Source organism: Gordonibacter faecis, from assembly GCF_030077735.1.
Taxonomy (GTDB): domain Bacteria; phylum Actinomycetota; class Coriobacteriia; order Coriobacteriales; family Eggerthellaceae; genus Gordonibacter; species Gordonibacter faecis.
In genome coordinates this window covers 127,260-150,346 of record NZ_JASJEU010000024.1, presented here as the reverse complement: position 1 = coordinate 150,346, position 23,087 = coordinate 127,260, and the positions used below count along the sequence as shown (strand labels likewise).

23 protein-coding genes are annotated in these 23,087 nt (G+C 57.9%); 22 read left to right on the top strand and 1 reads right to left on the bottom strand.

Translation table 11 applies throughout. From position 1 onward, the window contains the following. Positions 1-9 precede the first annotated feature (9 nt). The 12 genes from QNJ86_RS12500 (at position 10) to QNJ86_RS12445 (ending at position 12,762) form a co-directional block, all read left to right on the top strand. Positions 10-585 (top strand): phage tail tube protein, encoded by a 576-nt coding sequence (locus QNJ86_RS12500; RefSeq protein WP_283832974.1) that lies wholly within the window; start codon positions 10-12, stop codon positions 583-585. A 3-nt stretch (positions 586-588) separates the two neighbouring features. Beyond that, positions 589-921, top strand: a complete 333-nt coding sequence (locus QNJ86_RS12495) for a hypothetical protein (RefSeq protein ID WP_283832973.1) — start codon at positions 589-591, stop codon at positions 919-921. Positions 922-1,257: 336 nt separating this feature from the next. Further along, positions 1,258-5,868, top strand: a complete 4,611-nt coding sequence (locus QNJ86_RS12490) for a tape measure protein (RefSeq protein ID WP_283832972.1) — start codon at positions 1,258-1,260, stop codon at positions 5,866-5,868. Continuing rightward, complete coding sequence (locus QNJ86_RS12485; RefSeq protein ID WP_283832971.1) at positions 5,865-6,584, top strand: distal tail protein Dit; 720 nt, start codon at positions 5,865-5,867, stop codon at positions 6,582-6,584. Before QNJ86_RS12490 ends, QNJ86_RS12485 begins: the two co-directional genes overlap by 4 nt. Beyond that, a complete protein-coding gene (locus tag QNJ86_RS12480) occupies positions 6,581-7,864 on the top strand; it encodes a phage tail spike protein (RefSeq protein WP_283832970.1) in 1,284 nt (427 codons plus the stop codon). Before QNJ86_RS12485 ends, QNJ86_RS12480 begins: the two co-directional genes overlap by 4 nt. 12 nt (positions 7,865-7,876) lie before the next feature. After that, a complete protein-coding gene (locus tag QNJ86_RS12475; RefSeq protein ID WP_283832969.1) occupies positions 7,877-10,270 on the top strand; it encodes a hypothetical protein in 2,394 nt (797 codons plus the stop codon). A 3-nt stretch (positions 10,271-10,273) separates the two neighbouring features. After that, entirely contained in the window at positions 10,274-10,624 is a 351-nt protein-coding gene (locus tag QNJ86_RS12470; protein WP_283832968.1) for a hypothetical protein, read from the top strand. A 15-nt stretch (positions 10,625-10,639) separates the two neighbouring features. Next, positions 10,640-11,065: a carbohydrate-binding protein gene (locus QNJ86_RS12465; RefSeq protein ID WP_283832967.1), complete on the top strand. Its 426-nt coding sequence runs from the start codon at positions 10,640-10,642 to the stop codon at positions 11,063-11,065. A 79-nt stretch (positions 11,066-11,144) separates the two neighbouring features. Continuing rightward, positions 11,145-11,459 carry a hypothetical protein gene (locus QNJ86_RS12460; protein WP_283832966.1) on the top strand — a complete coding sequence of 105 codons (315 nt, stop codon included), beginning with the start codon at positions 11,145-11,147 and terminating at the stop codon, positions 11,457-11,459. A 9-nt stretch (positions 11,460-11,468) separates the two neighbouring features. Continuing rightward, on the top strand, positions 11,469-11,702 hold the full coding sequence (locus tag QNJ86_RS12455; protein ID WP_283832965.1) for a holin: 234 nt from the start codon (positions 11,469-11,471) through the stop codon (positions 11,700-11,702). Positions 11,703-11,704: 2 nt separating this feature from the next. Beyond that, positions 11,705-11,968 (top strand): Gp49 family protein, encoded by a 264-nt coding sequence (locus QNJ86_RS12450; protein ID WP_283832964.1) that lies wholly within the window; start codon positions 11,705-11,707, stop codon positions 11,966-11,968. Positions 11,969-11,970: 2 nt separating this feature from the next. Next, complete coding sequence (locus QNJ86_RS12445; RefSeq protein ID WP_283832963.1) at positions 11,971-12,762, top strand: endolysin-like domain-containing protein; 792 nt, start codon at positions 11,971-11,973, stop codon at positions 12,760-12,762. 86 nt (positions 12,763-12,848) lie between these two features. On the opposite strand, the gene QNJ86_RS12440 is transcribed toward QNJ86_RS12445, so the two are convergent. Further along, positions 12,849-13,085: a hypothetical protein gene (locus QNJ86_RS12440; RefSeq protein WP_283832962.1), complete on the bottom strand. Its 237-nt coding sequence runs from the start codon at positions 13,083-13,085 to the stop codon at positions 12,849-12,851. Between the two features lie 309 nt (positions 13,086-13,394). Here QNJ86_RS12440 and QNJ86_RS12435 point away from each other — a divergent pair, with 309 nt between their 5' ends. The 10 genes from QNJ86_RS12435 to glyS all read left to right on the top strand — a co-directional run bounded on the left by QNJ86_RS12435 (position 13,395) and on the right by glyS (position 23,087). After that, positions 13,395-14,168, top strand: a complete 774-nt coding sequence (locus QNJ86_RS12435) for an ABC transporter ATP-binding protein (RefSeq protein ID WP_283832961.1) — start codon at positions 13,395-13,397, stop codon at positions 14,166-14,168. 12 nt (positions 14,169-14,180) lie between these two features. Continuing rightward, positions 14,181-16,610, top strand: coding sequence for an ABC transporter permease (locus QNJ86_RS12430; RefSeq protein WP_283832960.1), 2,430 nt, complete (start codon positions 14,181-14,183; stop codon positions 16,608-16,610). Positions 16,611-16,696: 86 nt separating this feature from the next. Continuing rightward, a complete protein-coding gene (locus tag QNJ86_RS12425) occupies positions 16,697-17,203 on the top strand; it encodes a GNAT family N-acetyltransferase (protein WP_283832959.1) in 507 nt (168 codons plus the stop codon). A gap of 224 nt (positions 17,204-17,427) precedes the next feature. Then, the gene (gene rpsP, locus QNJ86_RS12420; RefSeq protein ID WP_283832958.1) at positions 17,428-17,673 is read left to right on the top strand and encodes a 30S ribosomal protein S16; all 246 of its coding nucleotides are present in this window, start codon (positions 17,428-17,430) and stop codon (positions 17,671-17,673) included. A 5-nt stretch (positions 17,674-17,678) separates the two neighbouring features. Beyond that, positions 17,679-17,933 carry a KH domain-containing protein gene (locus QNJ86_RS12415; RefSeq protein WP_283832957.1) on the top strand — a complete coding sequence of 85 codons (255 nt, stop codon included), beginning with the start codon at positions 17,679-17,681 and terminating at the stop codon, positions 17,931-17,933. 45 nt (positions 17,934-17,978) lie between these two features. Then, positions 17,979-18,497, top strand: a complete 519-nt coding sequence (locus QNJ86_RS12410) for a ribosome maturation factor RimM (protein WP_283832956.1) — start codon at positions 17,979-17,981, stop codon at positions 18,495-18,497. A gap of 21 nt (positions 18,498-18,518) precedes the next feature. Then, entirely contained in the window at positions 18,519-19,256 is a 738-nt protein-coding gene (gene trmD / locus QNJ86_RS12405; RefSeq protein WP_283832955.1) for a tRNA (guanosine(37)-N1)-methyltransferase TrmD, read from the top strand. A gap of 75 nt (positions 19,257-19,331) precedes the next feature. Beyond that, entirely contained in the window at positions 19,332-19,904 is a 573-nt protein-coding gene (gene lepB, locus QNJ86_RS12400; RefSeq protein ID WP_283832954.1) for a signal peptidase I, read from the top strand. Between the two features lie 101 nt (positions 19,905-20,005). Further along, positions 20,006-21,007 carry a glycine--tRNA ligase subunit alpha gene (locus QNJ86_RS12395; protein WP_283832953.1) on the top strand — a complete coding sequence of 334 codons (1,002 nt, stop codon included), beginning with the start codon at positions 20,006-20,008 and terminating at the stop codon, positions 21,005-21,007. Continuing rightward, complete coding sequence (glyS, locus tag QNJ86_RS12390) at positions 21,000-23,087, top strand: glycine--tRNA ligase subunit beta (RefSeq protein WP_283832952.1); 2,088 nt, start codon at positions 21,000-21,002, stop codon at positions 23,085-23,087. Before QNJ86_RS12395 ends, glyS begins: the two co-directional genes overlap by 8 nt.

The following is a 23,087-nucleotide window of genomic DNA, read 5'->3' as shown; positions in this document are numbered from 1 at the left end:
GAGGACTTTATGACGCAAAACGCGGCAAACGTTTTTACTGCCAAGCCCAAAGTGGGTGGCGCTGTTTGGAGTGGCGCGCTCACGATTGCCCCGCCGACCGATGCGGTGACGGCGCTGCCTGACGGCATTAACAGCCTGGGCTATATGCACGAGGACGGTATCACCGAATCTGTGGAGACGGACAACGAAAGCATTGCGGCCATGGGCGGCGACAAGGTGCACGTTGTTCGTACAACCCACGATGTAACGTTCAAATTTCATCCGATTGAAACCAACCGGTACGTACTTGCTGAGCAGTACGGCGACGAGAACGTGACCGTTGGAAATGACGGCAATATCGCGGTGAAGTACAACGCCAACGAGGCTCCGGCTCGCCTCTACGTCCTCGAACTGCTTCTGGATGCGACTCACGTCATGCGCGTGGTCATCCCCAACGGCAAGGTTACCGAGGTCGGCGAAGTCAAGTACGGAAGTTCCGACCCCATTGGGGCCGAACTCACCATTACGGCCTTGCCGGATAAGGACGGCAACAAAGCCTACAAGTATTTCTCGGAGATTAAACCGACGAGCGGGAGTGAGGCGTAGAAAATGGCTACACGAGCAAAGAACACCGAGGTAAAGGTAATCACAAACGCGGACGTGCCCGCTCCCGCGAAGAAGCAAAAGGTCACCGTGAAGGGCATCACCGTGGAAGTGTCCGCCGACGTCATGGACGATATCGACATGTTGGAGTGGATTGGTGAGATGCAGGAGGGCAATATTTTCGTATTCCCGAAAATTCTGCGCCGCATGTTTGGCGATAACTATGCGGTCGTGAAGGAAAAGCTATCCACTGAACACGGCATTACGACCACCACGGAAATGACGGACTTTTTCACGGGTGTTATGAACGCCCTGAGCGCACTTGATGCAAAAAACTAATTTTCTTTGCCAGGGTACGGAAGCTTTACCCCAACGAAGTCCGCGCTGATCTACAGCGCTATTACGGCATCTGTCTAGATGACGTGGGCGTGAGTGTGTCCGTTAAGCACGCCGCCGCGCTTGTCTATTCGCTTCCGCGCGGCGCGCAAACCCTGGCAAAGATTGACCCAAAAAGCGAGTGGGGCGACGCCGAATGGCTCCTGCTCGCAATCCTTAATTCCCTCAGAGAAAAACCAATAGACCCGTGGGACACGGGCGAAAAACAAGGGTTCGTAGCTGACCAAGATACCTACGAAGCCCTGCTTAGTGCTCCCAGAAAGGAGGTGATCATAGGCAGTGGCAACTGAACTCGCTGCGGCTTATTTGTCGCTTGTCCCCTCGCTTAAAGGGGCGCAGAAAAGCATTGAAAGCCAGTTAGCCGGGGTAAATCTTGAAAAAACCGGCGCAAACATGGGCAAGTCCCTGTCGTCTGGCATGGGCAAAACGCTGTCATCTGGCGTGGAGAAGCACATGGCAAACACCATTTCTGACGTCGGAAAAGGCATGAGTAGCGTGTTTGGCAAGGTCGCGAAAATCGGTGTTGGTGCCATTGCCTCCGTTGGTGGTGCAATTGTGGGACTTGCCGCTAAGGGTGGTATTTCACGAGCCATTAACATTGAAAACGCCCAGTTCAAATTCCGCGCGTTAGGGCTTGATGTTGAGCAAACTATGGCATCGTGCAGCAAGGCCGTAAACGGTACCATGTACGGCCTTGATGCCGCCGCCACCGTCGCCGCAAGCCTTGGCGCGTCTGGCGTTGAAGCTGGCGACCAGATGACGCGCGCCCTAAAAGCTGCCGCCGGTACGGCGACCATGAGCGGCCGCTCGATGGAAGATATTGGCCTGATTTTTGGCAAGGTAGCGGCTACCGGAAAGCTACAGGGCGACGAACTTAATCAGTTTGCCGAATCGGGCGTTAACGCCCTCGCGGCGTTGTCTAAGCACCTCGGCAAGTCGCAAGCCGAAGTGCGCGAATTGATTACCAAGGGCAAAATTGACTTCCAAACGTTCTCGGATGCCATGTATGCAACATTCGGCGAAGCTGCTGCCGGGGCAAACGAGACGTTTCAGGGGGCCATGGCCAACGTCCGTGCGGCTCTTTCGCGCGTGGGTGAAAAGTTTGCCAGCCCCGCGTTGGATTCGTTACGGCGTGTATTCGTCGCGGCAATCCCTGCAATTGATGGCGCTTCGGCGGCACTTGGCCCGGCGGTCGCGCAGTTCTCCGCTTTCGCTAATGTGGTGTCTGGCCGACTTGTTAGAGGTATCGAGGCATTCGCGGAGGGCATTAAACCCATCCACGAATTCGACGAAAACGGCACCATCCTAAGCACCACGGTTGATGTGTTGGGCGCGCTTAGTTCGGCGCTCGATGCGGTGTTTGGCCCTGGCACGGCTGAGCGAATTCAAACAGTCGTTTCGGTGCTGGGCACCCTCGCAGTGCTCGGCCCTGGGCTGCAACTCGTGGGCAAGGGTATGGAGATTGCCGGAAGCGCAGTGGATGCGTTCAGCGGGGCCACCGGAAAAATTGGCGGCGTCGTGTCGTCCTTCGGCGGTTTTGTTGGCAAAGTCAGCGGGGCAGGGCTGTCTGCCATACAGACATTTGGCCAGTCATTGCTGCATGGCTTTATCCCGCCCGGGGTGTTTGACAGCATCGCGTCGCTTAGTAGCGAACTGGGCTATGGTTTGCGCGATTGCAAGACTGACCTCGTTAACGCGTTTAGTGGGGTTAAGCAGTCAATCGCTGACAAGTTCAACGGGCTGGGCGATGCCATTAACTCCAAGCTGGGCGGTGTGCCCGGAAAGATTAAGGGCGCGCTGTCCAATGTAACTAGCGTTTTTGGCGAATCTGCCAAAAATGCGTGTGACACCTTCCGCGCCAAGCTGGGGCTTGGCAAGGTGGCCGACGGCGAAACGTCCAAGGTGTCGGCGGCATTTGGAAAGGTCAAGGGCGCCGCCGGTACGCTTGGCCGTGGTCTTACGGTTGCGGCGGGCGGCGTTGCTGCGGTGTCAGCTGGTCTGCTCGGTATGAGTATGGCCGCCGCTGCCGGCGGGCTTGATTTACAGGGCATGGCAAACGGGCTGCTGGCTAATATGCAGCAGTTGACCACGGGGCTGCCAATCATGGCTCAGCAGGTTGCGACTATGCTGCCCGCACTGGTGCAGCAGGTAGTGGCCGCAATGCCTGCGCTGACGGGCGCGTTAATTACGGCGCTACAGTCCATCGTTACGGTGCTGCCCACGGTGCTACCGGTCATTGTGACTGGGCTTACCGACATGATCACCCAGCTTGTGCCCGCGCTGGTGGAGATGGCTCCGACACTGCTTGCCGCCGGTATCCAACTCTTTACCGCACTTGTTAACTCGCTGTCTGAGATTGTGCCGGTGCTGATTGAGCAATTGCCTACGTTGGTGGAACAACTTTCCTCGGCGTTAATTGCCAACATGCCCGCGCTGCTCGAAGCTGGCCTTGCGCTCTTTATGGCGCTGGTCACGGCGTTTATCGAGATGCTGCCCCAACTGATTGAGAACTTGCCGCAGTTAATTGACCAGGTGTCAAGTACCCTGATCGGCTTTTTACCGCAACTTGGAGAGGCGGCGGGGCAGCTTTTTAAGGCATTGGTTGACGCTGTGCCTAAAATTCTCGATGCGCTCCTTACAGCAGTGGGTGAACTGCTTAACAACTTGCCAGGTAAGGTGGAAGAATTTATCGGCCAAATGAAAACAGCTGGTGAAAACCTGATTAGAGGCGTAGCGAATGGTATTTCTGCTGGCGCTGATTGGGTTATTTCTAAGATCACAAGCATTTGCAGTGACGCCCTGGGGGCCGTTAAGTCCTTCTTCGGCATTGCGTCTCCGTCCAAGTTGATGACCAAAATGGGTAAGTTTATTACTCAGGGCTTGGCGAATGGCGTTGAAGCTGCTGGCAAGCTGGTAACCAAGGCGGCCACCAAGGTATCTGTTGCCACAGAAAAGGCCATGAGCAAGACGAGTGGCTGGGCGTATGGATACCACGCAGCTGTGGATTACTCCAAGGGGCTTGCAAGCGGCACTAAGCTGGTATCCGATGCAACTACCTCCATGGTGGGTAATTCGGCCGATGCTGCTGAGCGCGAACTTAACCAATATATTGATCGGATGATTGCGGCCTACGAAAGCCGCGTTCCCGAGGTTAAGGAAGCCTCGAAGGTGCTCACGGATGCCATGTGGGGCACGGTTTACCCAACGATCATGGCCGAAAAGTATGCGCGTCCGGCGACTGGTGCCGTATATGACAGCATGAAGGTGATCGAAGCGGCGGGATATACGCTTGATTCTTTTATGGCGAAAAACAACGAATACGCCAACAAAAAGGCCGAGTGGGACAGAAAGCTGTCCACGGAAAAAGTCACCGACGCCACCAAAGAAAGCTTCGCGAAGTTTCAATCCGAATACGATAACTGGATGGCCCTAACCGGCCGCCTTACGGCGTCGTATGAGGACATGGGCAAATGGCAATCCATGTACAAAATGAAGGATTCCCTGCTCACGGGGTTGGACGCTGCTACCACCTGGTCTGATACGTGGGACAAACTCACGAACAAGGCCGGAGTTGTTTACAGCCAGAACTTCGTTGATCGCGTGGCCGAGGGCGGGGCCGATTTTCTGGTGGCCCTGAACCAGATTGCGGACGGTTCGGCCGAGGAAATTCAGGCGGTTGTTGACCAGTTCGACGCTCTAGCGTTGGCTGAGAAAGAGCAGGAACTGGCCCAGCGCAGCCTCTACGTGAACTCGCAGCAGAACTTAAAAATGAAAAAGCCGAAAGAGTGGATGCTTGAATTCCGCTCTATCTGCTTGGATGTCAAAGAGGCGCTAAACGGCAATGATGGCCTGATGGCTGCATTTAAGGCCACCGCTACCGAGGTGGTGGACTTCGCGGCGGACTTGCAGGGGCTTGATGTGTCCATGGACGCGTTCGCCAGTGGTGTTGCCGATTACGTGAGCAAGGTGAGCGATGGCTTTAATCAGCTAACCAAGCACGGGCTAACCGGCCTGACCGAGTGGAGCCGCAACCTAAAGTTAAATATCGCGGAATCGCAGCAATACGCTGATGACCTCGAAAAGGTGTTCGCGAACATTGACCCCTCAATAGATTCCGAGGCGTTCCGCAAGGCCATTTATGAGGGCGGTTTTGAAAAGTGGGGCATGGTGGTCAGTGACCTCGCCAAGGCATCATCGGACGAGGTAGCAGCGGCCATTAAGCTGTTTAACGACAGTGTCGCCGCCGCGAACCAAAACGCCATCAACCAGTTCAAAGCGTTGTCCCCCGGCGCTGAAATGCTGCAAGCCGCAGTGCTCGGCATGCAGGATGACAGTATCGCGCTTATTGAGGTGGTTGGGCAGACGGCTGTCGATGCAGCCAATGCGGCTGCCGCGACAGTTCCACAGTGGTTCGAAACCGGGCAGAACTTGGCCGGTGGAATTGCCCAGGGCGTTGAGTCTAAAATTTCGGCCATCGCAGCTTCGGCTGCGGCAGCGGTGAGGTCAGCTATTGAAGCTGCTCGGGCGGAGGCCGGTATCCACTCACCCTCAACGGTGATGGATAAAACCGTGGGCCAGATGCTTGGCCTGGGCGCGGCGCGTGGTATTGACCGCACCCGTGAAACGGTGGCCAAGGCGCTGTGCGATTTGGTGGATGTGCCCATGCGCAAAATTCGCAACATCCAAGGCGCAATTGATGTGGAGGGAAAGCGTACCAACCCGGTGGGCGTTGGGCGTGCCATCCATAACGAAATCACGCTAAAGGTGGAAAAAGCGGAGGTTAGAAACGTAACGGATATTGACAAGATTACGGACAGCTTCGCCCGCAAGGTGGGTATGAAGCTGAACGCGCTAAACATGAGGACTATGAGGGCGGGTGGTATGGCATGAAAGGCTTAACGTACGACGGCTACGACCTGAGCAGCTTACTTATGGTCGAAAATGTTATTCGCCCGCTCGTGCCGCCGATGGAAGTTACCACGGCGGAGGTGGGAAGCGATGGCGCGCCTGTTAAGCGGGCGCGTCTGCTCCCTATGACGGTGCGAGTGTTGGCCCATCTGGTATCGGATGAAAAGACCGAGAAAGACCAGATCAGACAGTTAGAAGATATGCGCCGCAAGGTCGCCTACCGACTGTACCGAAAAGAACCCTGCCGCCTCGTCCTGCCGGACGCTCCGGACGTGTTTTTGATGGCGGTACTGGCTGATGAAAGCGAATTGGAACGCCTCGGGTATACCCGGGGCACTGAGATATCTTTTCGTTGTGCCGACCCGGTAGCCTACGGCAGTGAGCGATTTAAGGAGGCGAAAAGCGGCGGCATCATCCGCTGTAACGTAGGCGGCACTTATACCACCATGCCAACGGTTGCGGTGCTTGCGGAATCGGCAGAGGTCACCGTTAAGTTCGACGGCGTGGAATTTAGCACCCTTGGCAACTTTTCGAGTGCCGACCCGCTGATAATCGACGCCTTGGCTCACGTTGCAAGCAAGGGCCAGATTGTAGTGCCGGTGAGCATCATGAGCGACTGGCCCGAGTGGGAGCCAGGCGTGCACACGATCGAATGCAGCCACCCCTTCGCCGTGTCATGGCGGGAAAGGTGGCTATGATGCGCGCAATTGTGTATAGCAACTTCGGCGAGTATCTCGGCGAATTGGTGGATATTGAAACGGCTGAGCACAACCAGGAGATTAACGGCGAAGACACCCTGGCGCTAACTACCACGGATACCATCCTCGCTAAATATGATCGGGTGCTGTGGAGTACTGGCGAGGACTGGCACGAGCACGTTGTAAATGAGACGGGGCAAACCCACACACTGGGCGAAACGCACGAGTACACACTTGAAAGTAGTATGCAGGTAGATCTTCGACGCGCCTATATCGACGTGTGCGTAATGACTGACGTTGCCGCGAGCGAGGCGCTGGCAATCATGCTGGAGCAAACGGCCTGGGAAGTTGGCGAAGTTGACGACTTCGGGGCGGCCCAAGTGGTACTTAGCGACATGACCGGATGGGAGGCGCTGCACGAAATTGCCGGGGTGTTTGGTGGTGAGTTTTATCCGTCGATAGCTGTTGATGCGCGCGGCGTCACGACGCGCCGGGTGAACCTGGTTAGAACAATGGGCGGGTTCTACGGCGCCCGTTTCGAGTACTCGCATAATATGGAGGGCGTTACCAAAAACATACTCGCGGACGACGTGTATACCGCAGTGTACGGCTTTGGGAAGAACCTCGAAAGCAACACCGACGGCGTAACTGACCGCCTCACTTTCGCGAGCATCAACGGCGGCGTGCCCTACGTTGAGGCCGAAGACCCCGAGGCAATACAACGGTGGGGCGTTATTGGCCCAGGCGGTCAGCTTATCCATTCGTTCGGCTGCTACGTTAACAGCGAATGCGAGGACAAGCAGCAACTTCTTGATGAAACGCGAGCCTATCATGCAGAGCATTCGGCCCCGGCGGTCAGCTATACCGTGCAGCGCATTTTTGATGGACTAATCCACTCAGGGCTGGGCGACACCGTGCAGGTGATTGACCTCGATTTTACCCCTGAGTTGCGATTACAAGCCCGTATTGGCGCACTAACCCGCGACCTACTTAATGACGTGGTGACAAGTGCAACGTTCGGTACCGTCGTATCGATATTGCCCGATGTGCTGACGCGCACCTATCAGCAATCGCAGCGTGCTATCACAACAGCAAACGCGCTTATGGATACATCAGGAAAGGCGATAGCGTCAGCCGCCGAGACATTGGAGCAGATTGGCCGCGAGGTTAACACCCAGACGGTCACCACTAAAACGGTGGTGCTGTCAGATGGTGGTGCCACCGGCACGCTCACGGTTAAGGCGGACGGGCTGTACTTCAATAATACGAAAATAAGTTAGGAGGGATAAACTTTGGCAATTGTCGAAATTACGCTTGACGTGACAAAACCGCAGGAATGCATCGAGAAAATCGAAGGCCGCCAGGGCGACACGGCGACCATCGTACGCGCAACAATCCTAAACGACGGCGAACCGTATGACTTCGTAAGTGGCAAGTACCTCGAACTTGCACTCGTGCGACCCGATGGCGCATGGGTGCATTTGCGCGAGAATGTCGTGCAACACGATGGCAATGTGTGGGATGCCACGCTTCCCGTGGAAGCTACGGCGTCGGACGGCTTGTGCAAGCTGTGTTACTTCGTTGTGCGCAAAAACGATGATGTGGGTTATCACGAATCAACACAGCGGTTCATGGTTGACTTGGACGTCAGTGCAACTGCCGAGGCTCACCTTGGGCCGTATTCTGACCAGGTTGACAAGCTTGTAGCCGAGGCCGAAGCGGTCATCGCCGCTTGGGAGGCCGAGCGAGCCCGACAGAGGGCTGCGTTTGAAGCGGAACAAGCAGCCCGCGCCGAAGAATTCGCAGCTGCTCAGCGGGCGCGTGCAGCTGATTTTATCGCCGCCCAAGAGGCGCGAACGGATGCGTTTAACGCCGCGCTCGAGGATTGCGAAAAGCAATTCACCGCATCGGAATCTGCGCGCCAAGAGGCCTATGATGTTGCCGAAGCTGCCCGTCAGACGGTAAGCGAGGCGGCAGTGACGCGCGCAAACAACGCCGCAAAGCGTGTGGAGGATGCGGTAACCGGAGAACTTGACCCGCTTTTTAAGGGCTGGATTGACGACCAAAAGAACGTCGAAGGTGGACTTGTAGGCTACGACAAGTACCTGCAAGAAATGGTAGTAGCCGACGAATCGACCCTACACAAATCAGGCACTAGCCTCTCTATCGCCAACGGCGGAGTTAGCGCCAGTAAGTTGGCCGAAAAGTCCGTAACCACCGGCAAGTTGGCGGACACCGCCGTGACGGAGGCCAAACTAGCAACCAACGCCGTGACGGCAGGCAAGATCGCAAGCGGCGCAGTGAGCACCGCAAAGCTGTCCGACGGCGCGGTGACAGCCGCAAAGCTGTCCCCGAGGTCGGTAACGCCGGAAAAAATCGACGAAAGAGTATTCACAGAATTTGACTACGGCAAAGCTCTTGACGGAGCGGGGTATTTAGACCTCACCAATACAGGGCCATTTAAACGTATGTTTTCCGGGCTGAACTACTCGTACGTTAAGGTACCTGACAACTGGTACTTTAGTCATTTTGAAACATCTGATGGTTTGCCCGTCTTCTATGCAAGAGCGGCGTTTTCAACAACCTCTGAGAAGCTGGTAGTGATCTTGTCTGTTGCGTCTCCGGAAGGCGTGGTGCGGCAGATCGAGCTTGACACAGGCATTACCAAGTTTGTGAAAAGTAACACTTACATGAATACACAACAATCATGTAACTATGTAACCGTTTATCCAAGTCATGGACACCTTTACCTTGTGGCTGCGGTTGTACCTGGTGGTTATATAAAAGACTACTTTTCTGGTGATTGTTATCTGGTTGTCTACGATATCGACCGAGAAACCCTCACCTATACAAGCAAAACATTAAATCCTGGTGTTTATATGTCCTTGTACAACCTGAAGGACCAACACTGCTGCTGGCTTATTCCTGCTTATGCAAGTATAAAGGCGAGTGACTCCCTCGATAAGGACATCAACATCGCTCATATGAAGTTTGCTCGCAGAAACTCGTCTTCGTCTACTTACACAAGCAAAAAACTCGATCTGCAAACGATGACGCTCGCAAATGAAACTCTACCGGAAGCCGATCAAGAATCAATATTTCCGCTGGGGGATGTTTCTTGGGCATCTACTTCGACTGGTTATGTATCTAGCATGGCTTATACGTTTTTTAACAATGTGACAGGGGTTACGGGCAATGTTTCGTATGACCGTGACAATGGAAAGTATTTATACGAACTTGCTAAGGCTGATGGGGATAAAAGAGCATGGTTTGCCGAGGGAGAGGCTTTCACTATAGAGGGCACGACGGTTTCCCGCTATAGAACTGATGGTGAAGCATTCGGAAAAATAACAGAGCCCGTTTATAAAGCTGAGGTCTTATTTAATGCTCCTGAGGTTGCCACGATAGATAGTTTGTACTCGGGCAAAATCGGAAATGTGATCTTGTTCAAATACTCAGACGCAGCCAGCACACCAAGGAAGGGTGTCGGCATGCTTGATATGAGCACCATGAAGATGGTGCTGAGTGGCGATACAGCTATTGAGCCGAATGGCACCGCAATCAGCTCGTGTGAGAGAAATAGAGCTGCGTGGAGCAACGGCGACGTATGCGTGTTTCCGACCTATCAATATACAGACACCCTCAGGGGAAGTTACCTCACATTCATGACACCGAAAGGAGTTTAACCAATGTATGAATTCTATAAGGGCCAAACGGTAAAGACGGTGATCGGGAAAACTCTTACTGCTGAAGAGCTTCGAGAGCGGCCTTTCTTTGCTCCGTTGTTTGAAGATGAGTGCGTGATTGTCCTGAATAGCGATGGGCGCATGACAAGCTTCAAAACACTTTCCGAGGCAAAAGCTGATCTTGGAATTCCAGTTGATGATGGTACGACGGGAGATGATGCGGCCCGTTTGCTTAACGAAGCCCAGGCAGAGGTCGACCGCAAAGCCGCCGAAGCGGAGGCTCAGGCCAAAGAGGAACAAGCAACCCTGGCCGATATCCAGGCCCAACTCGACGCCCTCACCGGTGCAAACTAAGGAGGCACGTGAACTATGGAAAAAGCAGAACTCGATGCCAGGATTGCCATGCTTGGCCAGATGCATACGGCCATGCAGTACGCCGTAAGGGATGTTGACCTCACTGACGAAGAGGCCATGAAAATCAACACCATATACCCTGCATGGGGCGATGGTGTTGCTTACGCGGTAGGTGCCGTAGTTAACCACAACAATAACCTCTACCGCTGTGCGCAGGCCCATACCTCCCAGGCTGACTGGACACCGGATGCAGCAGCGTCGCTGTGGTCGCCTATCAGCATTGCCGAGGATGGCACGGAGATGTGGACACAGCCCAGCGGCGCGCATGATGCCTACGCTGCAGGAGCTGTAGTGCTCCACGGGGGCAAACGCTGGGTATCTGATATTGACGGCAATGTCTGGGAGCCGGGCTTGCACGGTTGGACGGAGCAGCCAGCCTAAGCCAACAAAACAACTGATGTGAGTGAAGCCCTGGGGCATGGCCCTGGGGCTTTTTAGTTGCAAAAGGAGGTGAGGAAACATGTTGGAAGAAATGAGACTCACCGGAGGCGACATCGTGACCATGAGCGCGCTTGTTGTTGCGGCGCTTGGTCTGGTCATCAACGTGTGGCGTTCGAGTAGGGATGACAAAAGGTCAGATTCTGCGGACGTCGAGCGCATCGTTCGCATTGACGAGAACTCGCGTGAAACGCGCGCAGACGTGGCGGATATCAAGGCCGAATTGCGATCTGTCCGAAACACAATCGGCGACCACGAGCGCCGCATCATCAAATTGGAAGAAACATCGAGAACTCAATGGATGCGCATTGATGAAATCAAAGATAAAGCAGAGTAGGGAGAAAACATGAATACCAAGATCAAAAAGTGGGCAAGGGCTGCCGCTGTGCGTGCCATCAAGACTGCCGCTCAGACAGCTGCCACCATGATTCCGGTTTCTGCGGCGATGGGTGACGTTCTCTGGGCGCTGGTTGGTTCCACGGCACTCTGTGCTGGCATCCTGTCCGTCCTAACGAGTGTGGCAGGTATTCCCGAGGTGGAAGACGGTGCCAGCGTAGCCAAGCTGGCGAAAGGAGAATAACCATGAACGATAACCGAGTTATGCCGGAACAAATCGACGCAATCATGAACGCGGCTGAGGTGACCGTAGAAGACCGTTTCGGCTGCATGACTGTCGTGCACGCGAAGCTGTCGTGCGGTTTCATCATTACCGAAACGTCGGCGTGTATTGACTCGGCGAATTATGACCGAAAGATCGGCGAGGAAATCTGCATGGAGCGCGTGCGAAACAAAGTGTGGGAACTTGAGGGCTACCACAAGATGCGTCGCAACGCCGATGTGGAGTAGCCATGGGGTGCGCGAACGTCGCGGCGACGCTGCATCATCACAAGTGTACTCATCCCTGGCACGGCTATACCCAGGGGCCTGGGCGCTGGGGCGACGGCGAGGGTACGTGCCCCGTGGAGGTGGACGGACGCACGTACCATCTCCAGCAGGGTGATGGAGACTGCTCTAGCACGGTTGTTGAGTGCTGGAAAGTCGCGCTTGAAGGCACGCCCTACGAGGGCGCGCTGGACACGGCGACATACACCGGCAACATGCGCTCGGTGTTCGTTGGCTCGGGGCTGTTCGAGTGGCACCCTATGGGCGACGGCTATGTCGCGCAGCGCGGGGATATCTATCTAAACGAGGCCAACCACACGGCCATGTGTCAGTCGGCAGAGCCCGATATGCTGAGCGAATTTTTGAGTAACGAGCATGGCACTATCACGGGCGGAGCGGTAGGTGACCAGACGGGTTATGAGAGCGTTGTGCGTGAATACTACGACTTTCCCTGGGATGGCATTCTCGCCTATAACGGCAAAGCGGATAGTGCAGTACAGGGGGGCCACACGCCAGTTCCTAACGTCTCGGGTGGTAGCTATGAGTGCGTTGTCGATATCCTCAACGTGCGAGGCGCCCCAAGCCTCGCAGGCAGTGTGGTAGCATCCTATACGCATGGTGAGACGGTTGTGCTCGATGATTGGAGTAAGGAGGCAGACGGCTACCTGTGGGGCCGCTACACGTCCTACAGCGGGGCCGTGCGATACATCGCCATCGGCACGTCTGACGGCGGGGAAACGTACTTGCGAAAGTTATAGCCGGTATACTCATGTAAGTGATGGCAAAAAACAGGGGGCATCGCATCGCGCGGTGCTCCCTGTTTTGTTTTGCAGCCTCAGACTTCTTAGCGGCTTTTGACCACCTCGGACACCTCGTATAACATGTCTTCGACCTCACCAAGGATGGCTGCTACACCGCGCAGTGCGTCCTTATCGTCACTCAAATTGCTTGCCAACTCGATACAGCAGGATTGTGATGCCTTGATGCGGCATCTCGCGTCATATATACAGGGTACGACACGCTGCATGGGTTCGCCGTACATGCGGTAGCTGAGTAGTGCACAGTCTTCGATATTGTTCATGGTATGATGCTCCTTGCCTCGTTTTGGGGTGAGCCTTCGCGTGTCTGTCCAAGGATTGCGGGGGCTCTTTTGCATTTACTGCTGTTTTCGGAGGCCCCCTTGCTGAGTTTTGTGATGACGCTAAAACGTGCATTTCATATCCTTTCAATATCCTAAGTTACCGTTTTTCATGAGCTTTTTAGACTTGGCATTGCTAAAGACGCAGGTCACAGAGTTGTCGGAGTTAAAAAATGTTAAGCTGCTTAAGGACTTCTTAATGTTGCCGCGCCTACGATGCCTTTCAGGAATACATCAATCCGGAAGGTGATCATGAAACAACCTGTTATTCAAACTGAGCGGCTTTCGAAGAACTATGCGGCTGATGGGGTGCAGACGCATGTGCTTTCCAATATTGACCTGGCGCTTTATGACGGTGACTTCACCGTTATTATGGGGCCGTCGGGCTCCGGTAAGTCTACGTTGCTCTATTGTCTTTCGGGTATGGATACGCCCACGGCGGGTGACGTGCGGTTTCGCGGCTCGTCCATCGCGGGGCTGCGAGAGCGCGATATGGCTGAAGTGCGCGCGCAGCATTTTGGCTTCGTATTCCAACAGGCGCATCTCGTGTCGAACCTCACGCTGTTCGAAAACGTCGCCGTACCTGGCTATCTGAAAGCGGGTCGCACGTCCGCCGAGACGCGTGCGGTGGCGCAGGCGCTCATCGAGCGCATGGGCCTCGCTCCCGATGCGCGCCATCTCCCTAGTCAGACCTCCGGCGGTCAGCAGCAGCGCTGCGCCGTGGCGCGCAGCGTGGTGAATGACCCCGCCCTCGTGTTCGCCGATGAACCCACGGGCGCCCTCAACCGCGCGAATACGCTTGAGGTGCTGGCGCTGCTTGTGGAACTGAACGAGCGCGGGCAAACCATCTGCATGGTGACGCACGACGTGTTCTGCGCCGTGCGTGCAAACCGCATCCTCTACCTGGAGGACGGCGCCATCGTCGGTGAGTTGGAGCTGCCCACGTGGCCCTCCGACGCCGATGCGGCCCTCGTGAAAGCGCGCGAGGCCCAGGTGAACGCCTGGCTCTCGTCGCTTTCGTGGTAGGGGGCGGCACCTATGGCACTCATAAGTACACTCGCGCGAGCCGGCCTCAAGCGCGGGAAAGCCACCTTCGCGGGCCTGTTTTTCCTCATGGCGCTTACGTCGACGACGCTCTGCTTCACCATCGGTCTGTACACCGACCTCAACGCGCGGCAAGCTGAGGCGTTGGCGCAGGCCGGCGCGGGTGACATATTTGCCTACGACGTGCCGCAGAACCTCACTGACGAGGTGGTGGAGGAACTGCGCAGCCTTGACGAGGTGGGGGAGGTACGGGCGTATTCCGGGCTGAGCATTCCCGCAAGGTTTAGCCATGCGGGCGAAGAGAGTGACAAAACCCCCACGTTATCGAACATGTTTGAAGCGTGGGGTGAGGGTTTGCGCTACCAGGTACTCACGCAGGATGGTACAGCGTTCGTGGAAGACGCGCAGGCGCCGCGCGCAGGTGAGCTGTACGTGCCTGCCTCGTGGAGCCTGTCACCGGGCGTTGAGGTGGGCGATACGGTGGAGCTGCTTGTTGGTGATGAGGTGCATCCGTTTACCATCGCAGCGTTTTTCGAAGACCCGCAGGTGGGAACCATGTTCATGGAAGTGAAGCGCTGCCTGCTCGCGCCGGATGACTTTGAGAAGGTTGGCGCGGCAGTCGATGAAGCTCTGGCCGAGTCGGGTGCGCAGTTTGATATATTCACGGCAACGCAGCAAGCATTTCGTGTGGTTCAAATGAACGCGGATCTCTCCGCCGAAGCGCAGGCTGCGGGGCTGACCTCGAACGATCTCACGCGCATTATTGCGGAGGAAACCTTGTGGGGTAAAACCACCTCGGGCTTATTCAGCGCGGCAACACTGACGGGTTACGCCATGATGGTGGTTATTGTTGGGACGGCTGTGTGCGCGGTGTTTGCGTTGCTGCTGTTCATCATTGCGCTTGTCATCTGCACGCATGCGGTTTCGACATCCATCGAGCAGGACTACGCCGACTTTGGCACCTTGAAGGCGCTCGGCGTGTCCTGCGGCACGCTGTCGCGAGTGCTCGTGCTTGAATACGGCGGCGCGAGTTTGTTGGGGCTGCTCGTGGGTCTGGTTCTCTCCCTCGGGCTTGTTCCTGCGGTCTTGCCGCTCTTCACACCGATTACGGGTGTGCTTGCGTCGAGTCATGGCATGGCGCTGCTCTCGGTGGCGTGCGTTGTCCTGCTCACGGCGCTTGTTGTGGGTGTGGTGGCGCTTAAGGCGCGCAAGCTTTCGCGCATCTCGCCGCTTGTGGCGTTTCGTGGTGGCGCTCGCGACGTACGTTTTGCAAGTCGGCTTGCGCGTCCTGTTACGGGTCGACTGCTTAACGCGCAGCTGGCGATGCGCGCGGTGGTGTCGGCGAAGCGCCGCTATATCGGCCTTCTGACCTGCTCGTTTTTGCTGAGCGCATTCATCGTGCTTGTGTTTGGCATCGGCGGCACGTTGGGCGCGCCGGGCGCGGCGTATGCCGCATTCGGCATGTGGACCAGCGATGTGTCGGTGCGTGTGCCGTCCGACGACGTACCCTTCGCCGAGGTGGAACAGGCTATCGAAGAGGTGAGTCCCATCGAGAACTCGTGGAAAGAGCGCTTCGCGATGGTGAACCTGGGAGGCGAGAGCCGCGCTTTTGTGGGGTTGACCGACCTAACGCTTGTCTCGGAAGTGGCGGAAGGTCGCGAGCCGCGTTACGACAACGAGGTGATTATCGGCCCGAACCTTGCACGTACGCTTGGACTTGCGGTAGGCGACGAACTTGAGCTTGAGGTGGCAGGCGAGCCGCGCACGCTCATGGTGAGTGGGTTGCTGTCGGGTATGCTCAATGCTGGGTACGGTTGCGTGCTCACCTATGATGCCTTCTGTAGCGTGTTCGGCACAGACGTGGACGATGCGAGCGTCGCCCGACAGTATACCCTGGCTTACCCTGAGGCGGCCGACGAGGTACGCCACGCACTGGAAGAGCGGTTCGGTGATGCCGTCGACGTGCGACCGACCGGTCTCTTTGCTGACACAAGCGACCTCATTTCGCTCATCCAGACGCTGTTCATGACTATGGCCTACCTCATGGCGGCGGTTGCAGCGGCGCTCGCGTTCCTTGCCGTGGGCCTTATCACCAGCCGCATGTTCACCGCTGAACGTCAGGACCTCGGCGTGTACCGCGCGCTCGGGTTCACCGCAAGTCGCCTGCGCCGCCAGTTCGCCCTGCGCTTCTTCCTGGTGGCGCTCGTGGGATGTGTGCTGGGAGCGATCACGGCCACACTCGGCGGCGGAAACCTCATGGGTCAGTTGTTTGGCCTGTTCGGCGTCACAAAGTTCAACCTCGCCTCAGACCCTCTTGTGGTGAGCGCCCTCACGCTCGGCTTCGCTCTGGTGTTCTTCGTGGCCGCCTACGCAGGCGCGCGAAAGATTAAACACGTCGACGTACGCGAACTCGTGGCAGACTAGCCAGGTGGAGAAGGCGTTGCCGAGGGGTGATGCCCGGGTCTTTGCGCAGTGCTATACTGCGCTCGGCGTTGGTGGAAGGAGGCGTTATGGCGCTTGAGATTCGGGCGTATCGTGAGGAAGATCTTGCGGGTATGGTGCGGGTATGGAATGAAGTGGTGGAAGCGGGTAATGCGTTTCCGCAGGTTGAGCCCCTCACTGAAGAGACGGCGCGCGAGTTTTTTGCCGCACAGACGCTTACTGTGGTGGCGGTGGTGGACGAGAAGCTGTTCGGGTTGTACATCCTGCATCCGAACAACGTGGGTCGCTGTGCGCATGTGGCCAATGCAAGCTATGCGGTGGCGTCGGGTTCCCGCGGTTTGGGTCTTGGCCGCGAACTGGTGAAAAACTCCCTTGAACAGGCTGCCCGTGCCGGCTTTCGCGGCCTCCAGTTCAACGCAGTGGTGGCCTCGAACGAGGCGGCTATCCATCTGTACGAGGATGTGGGCTTTACGCGGGTAGGCACCATTCCCGGTGGCTTCTGCAACGGCATGGGTGCTTTCGAGGACATACATATTTACTATAAGAGTTGCCTTGATGCTCGCCGAGGTTGTTGAGGCTGACAGGCGCCCGGTCGGGTGCAGTAAACATGGGATTTTCGAGGATGCGGGCGGTTGGCATTGGCTGAATGTGCGTGGTTCGGTACAATTTGGGCAAGTAATCCGCTTGTCAAACGGTCGTTTACGCCGTATCATAAGCAATTGCTGTTTTCGCTACGCCGCGCAGCCGCTCGGCGTTGAGCATCGAATCGAAGATAAGAAGCAAAAAGGAGTTCACCTTCATGGCAGTCAAAATTCGCCTCGCCCGTCATGGTGCGAAGAAGCGCCCGTACTACCGCATCGTCGTTGCCGACTCGCGCTGCCCGCGTGACGGTAAGTTCATCGAGGAAGTGGGTCGTTACAACCCCTGCGTCAACCCCTCCATGGTGTCGTTTGACATGGAAAAGGTCGACCAGTGGGTCAAGAACGGCGCCCAGCCGACCGACACCGTCGCCCGCTTGCTCAAGCAGGCTCGCGAGAACGCGTAGCACCTATGGCCGAGCAGACGGAAGACATCGTCGGCCTCGTCGATGCCGTTGTGCGCCCGCTCATCGAGTTCCCAGATGATCTGCGCATTGAGGCAAGCGAAGCTGAAGACGGCTCCATCCTTGTGGAAGTTCATGTGAACGAGGAGGACGCCGGCAAGGTGATTGGCCGTCAGGGTCGGGTCATCAAGGCTGTTCGCACGCTGGCCCGCGCGGCTGCCTCGCGCACGGCCACTCATGTGGAAGTGGAGCTCATCGACTAGATGCGCACGTGGGCTGACGTCGCCGTCTTGGCGAAAACGAGAAGCTTGCAGGGAGGGTTCGTCGCACAGAGCGCGGCGGGCCTTCCCTTTTTGCTGTCTGAGGGCCAGGAAGTGGCCTTTGTGCCGCCGGTGCTGGACGCGCCGCGCCGCGCGCACGTAACGTCGGCGGTGCCGCTGGATGATCATTCTTTCGCAGTCACGTTTGATGCGGTGGAAGACATCGACGTGGCTGAGGCGCTGGTGAGGTGCCACTGCTTGGTACGCCGTGCTGAACTTCCCGCCGATGCGCTTGACGTGCGCCCTGACGCCTGGGAAGGCTGGCGCGTGTTTGACGCAAGCACCGGGTTCGTGGGAAACGTGCTGGGCATGGTGGAACTACCAGGTCAAACGCTGCTGGAGGTGGCACCTGAGGCCGAGTCTGCGGCAGGCGAGGGAACTGGCGCTGCGTCAGGTGCTCCCGCGCGTACGATTCTTATTCCACTTGTGGATGAGTTTATCGTTTCCATGGACGAGGACGAGTGCCGCATCGATGTGGACGTGCCCTCCGGCCTGCTGGAGTTATAAAGCCGCCGAAAGGATACCCTCGTGCTTATCGAGACGCTCTCGACCTTCCCCGATATGTATACCTCCGTCATGGGCTCTTCCATGATGCGCCGCGCCCAGGATAAAGGCATCATCACCTTCAAGGCGCACGACCTGCGCGACTGGACGCACGACCGTCACCGCACCACCGACGACGACCCCTACGGCGGCGGCGACGGCCTCGTAATGAAGTGTGAACCCATCTTCGAAGCGTTCGATTCCCTTACCGACCATCTGCCCGTCCCCCCGTACACTATCTTCCTTGCCCCCCACGGCGAGCCCTTCAACGATGCGCTCGCCTGTGAACTGGCTCGCGAAGAGAGGTTGCTGTTCATCTGCGGGCACTACGAAGGCATTGACGAGCGCACGTATCAGCTGGCCGATCGCATTATCTCGCTTGGTGACTACGTGCTCACCAGCGGCGAGCTGGCCAGCATGGTGGTGATTGATGCGGTGGTGCGCAAACTTCCCGGCGTGCTGGGTGCCGAAACCGGCGCCGAGAATGAAAGTTTCGCCGACGGGCTTTTGGAGTACCCCCAGTACACGCGCCCTGCGGTATTTCGCGGCGAGGAAGTTCCGGCCGTGCTTCTGTCGGGTGATCACGGCAAGGTGGCGCGCTGGCGGCGCGAGCAGAGCCTTGCGCGTACGGCCCGTATGCGCCCCGACCTGCTAGATCACGCGGATCTTTCGGCCGCTGATCGGGAATTTCTGAAGAGTTTATCGAACGGCGAGGGCGTGTAGGCGCGAAGCGCTATCATATACGCTCACGACCTCATCCGGGCGCCTGCGCCCGTGCGGAAAGGATAGACTACCTTCATGGATTCCGGGCAACACGCCGAGCCTCGAAAGCCGGGCATCTTCAGAACGTTCGTGAACCTGCTCGTGGCGGTGGCCTTCATCTTCGGGCTGTCATGGGCACTACGCACGTTCGTCTTCCAACCCTACGAGATACCCTCCGGGTCGATGGAAACCACCATCATGACCGGTGACATGGTGTTTTCGGAAAAAGTCAGCTACTATATGCGCGACCCTGAGCCGGGTGACATCGTCACGTTCCAAGACCCGGAAATTCCCGGGCGCGTACTCATCAAGCGCTGCATCGCCGTGGGCGGGCAGACGGTCGATCTCCAGGACGGCAAGGTGGTAGTGGACGGCGTCGTGCAGGATGAACCCTACACGCGCGGCCTGCCTTCCGAGCCGCTGACGCCCGCGCTGGGCACCACTATTACGTATCCCTACACCGTGCCCGAGGGGCACTTGTGGATGATGGGCGACAATCGCACGAACTCGCAGGACTCGCGCTATTTCGGCGCCATTGACGAAAGCACCGTAACAGGGCGAGGCATGCTGATTTACTGGCCGCTGAACAACATCGGCCTTTTGGGTTAAGCGAATAAGCAGGGGAAGCGGGCCGGAAGACTCGCATACGGGCAGAGTGTACCGCGGTGCGTGTGCGCGGGCGTGTACAAGAGGGAAGGACAAAAAGAGCCATGTCAACCGAAACTGACTCCGCGATGCGAGCGGAGGGGCAGGCCGCAGAGCAGCTGCCCCCGACGTTCCAAGACGTCATCATGAACCTCCAGCGCTACTGGGCAAGCGTTGGCTGTGTCATCTTACAGCCCTACGACAACGAGGTGGGCGCCGGCACGAACGCCCCGGCCACCACGCTGCGCTCGCTCGGCCCCGACACGTGGCGCACCGCGTACGTGCAGGGCTGCCGCCGTCCTACCGACGGTCGCTACGGCGAGAACCCGAACCGCACGCAGCACTACTTCCAGTTCCAGGTGCTTATGAAGCCCTCGCCGGACAACATCCAGGACCTCTACCTGGGCAGTTTGCGCGCCATCGGCATCGACGTGGACGCGCATGACGTGCGCTTTGTCGAGGACGACTGGGAAAGCCCGACGCTGGGCGCGTGGGGCCTTGGCTGGGAAGTGTGGATTGACGGCATGGAAGTGACGCAGTTCACCTACTTCCAGCAGGTCGGCGGTTTTGAGTGCGACCCGGTGCCCGTGGAGATTGCTTACGGCCTTGAGCGCTTGACCATGTACATTCAGGGCGTGGATTCCATGTTCGACATCGTGTGGGCGCGCGGCGACGACGGCGTGACGTTCACCTACGGCGACGTGTATCTGGAAAACGAGCGCGAGTACTCGAAGTTCAACTTCGAAGTGGCCGACACTGAGTTTTTGTTCCAGGAATTCAACGACCGCGAGGCGGAGTGCCTGCGCACGCTTGAGGCGGGGTTGCCGCTGCCGGCGTACGACAGCGTGCTCAAGTGCTGCCACACGTTTAACCTGCTAGATGCCCGTGGCGTGATTTCTGCCACCGAGCGCATGGCCTACATTCTGCGCGTACGCACGTTGGCGAAGGCGTGCTGCGCAAGTTATATGGAGCACGTGGTGGGCATTGCGCCGGCCACCGATGACACGGAGGCCAGCGATGCTGCAGCGCCCGCGTCCGAGGCGGGGAAGGGGGAGCGTCATGAGTAGTTTGCACACGCTCGCTTTCGAGATTGGCACCGAGGAAATTCCGGCGTTTGACCTGCACAAAGCCATGCTTCAGCTGGAGAAGCTGGTGCCTGCGTCGCTTGATGCGGTACGCATCCCGCACGGCGCGGTGTCGATCCATACCACCCCTCGACGCCTTATTGTGCTGGTGGAGGACGTGGCTGAGACTACGGAAGCCTTGGAAGAGGTATTCCGCGGTCCGTCGGCGAAGATTGCCTTTGATGCCGACGGCAACCCGACCAAGGCGGCGGCGGGCTTCGCGCGCGGCAAGGGCGTGGACGTGGACGCGCTTGAGCGCCGCGAGGAAAACGGCACTGAGTATGTGTTTGCCACCCGCAGTGTGCCTGCTCAAAACGTGGCGGAGCTTCTGCCCGGCGTGCTGAAGGGCGTTATCGAGGACATCTCGTGGCCGAAGTCGTGCCGCTGGGGCACGCGTCGCGAGTACTTCTCGCGTCCGGTGCGCTGGCTCGTGGCGCTGCTTGACGAGCGTGTGATCCCCGTGGAGTTCGCAGGTCTCACAGCCGGCAACACCACGCGCGGCCACCGCTTCCTGGCTCCCGGCCCGCACACGGTGCCGACGGCCTCCGATTTGCTTTCGGTGGTGGAAGCCGCCCATGTGGTCACGAGCGAACAGGGCCGTGAAGAGGCCATTCGCGCAGGAGTGGCGCGCGTCGAGGCCGAGACGGGCTTCACGGCGGAGCTTCCCGAGAAGACGCTTCTGGAAGTGGTGAACCTCTCCGAGCAGCCCACGGTGCTCGTGGGTACGTTCGAGGAAGAATTCCTGCGCGTTCCCGAGGAAATCATCGTGGATGCCATGCTCATGCATCAGCGTTACTTCCCGCTGTATGACGCCGAAGGCGCGCTGACGAACCGCTTCATTGTGGTGACGAACGGTGATCCGGCCTGCGCCGACATTATTACGGGTGGCAACGAGCGCGTGGTGCGCGCCCGCTTGGCCGACGCGAAATTCTTCTACGAGGAAGACTTGAAGCGTCCGCTTGAGGCGTACGTGGAGCGCCTGGATGAAGTGGTATTCCAGGAGACGCTTGGTACCATGAAGGACAAGACCGACCGCATTGTGGCGCTGGCCGAGCACTTGGCCGCCGACGCGCAGCTCGGCCAGGCTGACGCGGCCGATGCCGTGCGCGCCGCGCAGCTGGCCAAGGCCGACCTCGTGACCAACGCGGTGGTGGAGTTCACCAGTGTGCAAGGCGTCATGGGCTCCTACTACGCCGAGGCATCGGGCGAAAATGCCCAGGTGGCACAAGCCATCGCCGACCACTACCGCCCGCGGTTCTCAGGCGATGAACCGCCTGCGTCCGACGTGGGTAAGATTGTGGCCGCGGCCGACAAGCTGGACACCATCTGCGGCCTGTTCGCGGTGGGGCAGGGCCCCACGGGCTCGTCCGACCCCTTCGCCCTGCGCCGCAGCGCCATTGGCATTATTGCCATGCTGGAAGCGGGCCTGCCCGTGTCGCTTATGAAGGCCGTGGATGCCTCGCTTGCCACGTATGCGAATGCGGGCATTGCGTTTGACCGCGAGGCCGTGCGCGCCGAGGTGGCTGACTTTTTCGTTACGCGTACCAAGGTGATGCTGCGCGATTCCGGCGCGTCGCCGGATGCCATCGATGCTGTGCTGGCGGCAGGCGTGGAAGAGCCGGCTGAAATCATCGCCCGCGTGCGCGCCCTGGAGGCCGCTCGTGTGAACGAGCCCGAAACGTTCGACGACCTGGCCACGGCCTACGCTCGCGCGAACAACCTGCGTGACGCCGCGCTTGGCGCCGAGGTGAACGAGGTGCTCATGGGCCCGGCCGAAACGGCGCTTGCCACGGCTGCCAAAGAGGTTAACGCGCGCGTGGAAGAAGCGCTCGCGGCGGACGACTACGCCGCCGCTCTCGCCGCGCTGGCCGCCCTGCGCGCACCCATCGACACGTTCTTCGCCGACGTGCTTATCATGGATGAGGATACGGCGGTGCGCGAGAACCGCTTGCGCCTGCTCAACCGCTTTGTGGGCGTGTTCGCCCACGTTGCCGACTTCGGCAAGATGGCCAAGGGCAAGTAG